Origin of the sequence: Faecousia intestinalis (assembly GCF_040096185.1) — a bacterium.
In the GTDB taxonomy this organism is placed as follows: Bacteria; Bacillota; Clostridia; order Oscillospirales; family Oscillospiraceae; genus JAZOXB01.
This window is the reverse complement of sequence record NZ_JBBMFF010000144.1, coordinates 1-2,122: the sequence shown is the minus strand read 5'-3', so window position 1 is coordinate 2,122 and position 2,122 is coordinate 1. Positions and strand designations below refer to the sequence as shown.

General features: G+C 71.2%; 3 protein-coding genes. All 3 read right to left on the bottom strand.

The window, feature by feature from the left end; genetic code table 11:
• Positions 1-203: 203 nt before the first annotated feature.
• Genes WMO66_RS03325 through WMO66_RS03315 form a run of 3 tightly spaced genes read right to left on the bottom strand, consistent with a single transcriptional unit; the run spans position 204 to position 1,973 of the window.
• Positions 204-1,286, bottom strand: a complete 1,083-nt coding sequence (locus WMO66_RS03325; RefSeq protein ID WP_349134993.1) for an ethanolamine utilization protein EutH — start codon at positions 1,284-1,286, stop codon at positions 204-206.
• Positions 1,279-1,524 (bottom strand): EutN/CcmL family microcompartment protein, encoded by a 246-nt coding sequence (locus tag WMO66_RS03320; protein ID WP_349134992.1) that lies wholly within the window; start codon positions 1,522-1,524, stop codon positions 1,279-1,281. The genes WMO66_RS03325 and WMO66_RS03320 overlap by 8 nt, the downstream gene beginning before the upstream one ends.
• On the bottom strand, positions 1,521-1,973 hold the full coding sequence (locus WMO66_RS03315; RefSeq protein WP_349134991.1) for a hypothetical protein: 453 nt from the start codon (positions 1,971-1,973) through the stop codon (positions 1,521-1,523). Before WMO66_RS03315 ends, WMO66_RS03320 begins: the two co-directional genes overlap by 4 nt.
• Between the last annotated feature and the right edge of the window lie 149 nt (positions 1,974-2,122).

Below are 2,122 nucleotides of genomic sequence, written 5' to 3'. Positions count from 1 at the left end.
GTGCTGCGTGGTGGCGAGGCGGCGCTCCGTTGCCTCCTTGCGGTGGCGGTAAGCCGATGGCTTTCCTGTGATCTGGTCGGGTACTGCGAGATTGCCACGTCGGCCTGCGGCCTCCTCGCAATGACAAATCGGGGGCAATCGCCATTTTAACGCTGCCCCGTACCAGCCTCAGGTGCGTCGCCGGGCCGGGCTGTCCCTGCGTGTTACATGTTTTGCGCGGGCTTTTTCCGCGTGAACAGCAGCGCGGCGAGGACGGCGAGGACGCCGCCCGTGAGCTTGGCCGCGATGACGGGGCCGAGCATGGCCGCGTCGTAGCCCGCCGTGAAGCCGAGGTGGTCGCCGAAGACGAAGGCCGCCGGGACGGCGAAGGCGATGTTCACGATCTTGCCGCGCTCGTCCATGTCCTTCACCATGCCGAACATGGGGATGGAGTTTGCAAGGCTCGCCACGAGCCCGGCGGCGGCCGTGCCGTTCATGCCGAGCAGGCGCCCGAGGGCCGCGAGCGGGCGGCGCAGGAGCTTCGTCAGCAGAAAGACGAGCGGGAACGCGCCCGCCAGCACAAAGCCGATGCCCGCGACGGTCTGCACGCCGCCCTCCAGCGGGGCCATGCCGGGAATGACCGTCACGCCCGTCAGCTCCGTGAAGACGGCGGCGGCCAGTCCGACCGTGATGACGGCCAGCACGCCCCGGCCGAACCACAGGAAGCCGCGGATCATCGCGCGCTCCCAGCGCCACAGGCCCAGCGCGATGAGCACGGCGAACAGCACGATGGGCACGAGGTTCCGCACGAGCATGCCGAGCGGGAAGCCCGCGGCCAGTCCACCGGCGAACGCACCCGGCGCAATGGCCAGCAGGCCCGCCAGCACGCCGCGCGCCAGCGCGGGCCGGTCCTCCGGCTGCAGGATGCCGAGGGCGACGGGGATGCTGAAGACGACGGTCGCGCCGAGCATGGAGCCGACGATGAGGCCGCCGAGCTGCCCGGCCGCGCGCGTGCCCGCCAGCTCCATGGCAAGGGGCGCGCCGCCCATGTCGTTTGCCAGGATCGAGCCTGCGAACATGGCCGGGTCCGCGCCGAGGAAGCCGTAGACCGGCACGAGCACCGGCCGCAGCAGCCGCGCCAGCACGGGCGCGAGCGTGAGGATGCCGAGCATGGAGAGGCTCAGCGTGCCGATGGCGAGGATGCCCTCCTCAAACTGCTTCCCAAGCCCGAGGCGGCTGCCGAACATGCGGTCGAGCGCGCCGAGGACCATGGCGATGGCCATGATCCAGAGAATGATGTTATCCATGAGTTGCCTCCGTTTCGTCCAAAATGGCCACGATGGCCGCGTCTACGGGAACGTCCGGCCGCCCCGCGCGCGCCGCCGCGCCGAAGGCGAGGATGACCCGGTCGCCCGGCCCCGCGCCGACAAGGTCCGCCGCGAGGTATTCCGTCTCGCCGCAGCGCACGCGCAGCAGGCTCTGCCCCGTGAGAGCGGGGCTTTTTTTCGTGGCCCACACCGCGCCGAGCACCAGCCCGGCCCTCATGCGCGGCCCTCCAGCACGTCGCGCGCCAGCGGCGTCAGCCGCCCGGTCACGGGCAGGCCGCTGTGCAGCAGGCGGCGGGCCTCCGCTGCCGTGACGAGGGCGCTTTTCTGCGCCAGCTCCTGCACGCCGAGGGCGCGCAGCCGCCGCTCGGCCGCAAGCAGGGCCGACCACAGGGCGCGGTTTGCCGTTTTGGCGTGACGGCGGTAATCCAGTCCCTCGGGGCAGTAGTAGACGGGCTTGCCCTCGAGCAGGGCCTGCGCGCTGGCCTCATCCGGGAAGCGCAGCAGCTCCGCGGCCGTCAGCGAGCCGAGGATGACGGCCTCATACGGCCCGTCCGTGACAAAGCGCCACCCGGCGGCCGCCTGCGGCGCGCGGCCCACCAGCAGCGCCGGGCGCTGCCCCTGCCGCCGCAGGACCTCGTCCACCACGGCCTGCACCAGATCGTCCATGGGATCGCTCCTTTCGGGTTATGTAGGGTAGGCCGCCGGGCGTTGCAGGGGAGGGGACAGCCCGGCCCGGCGCACTGCTGCCGACCCGAACAGGGCGGCGTTAAAATGGAAATGGCTCCCGAATTGTCATTGCGAGGCCCCAAAGGGGC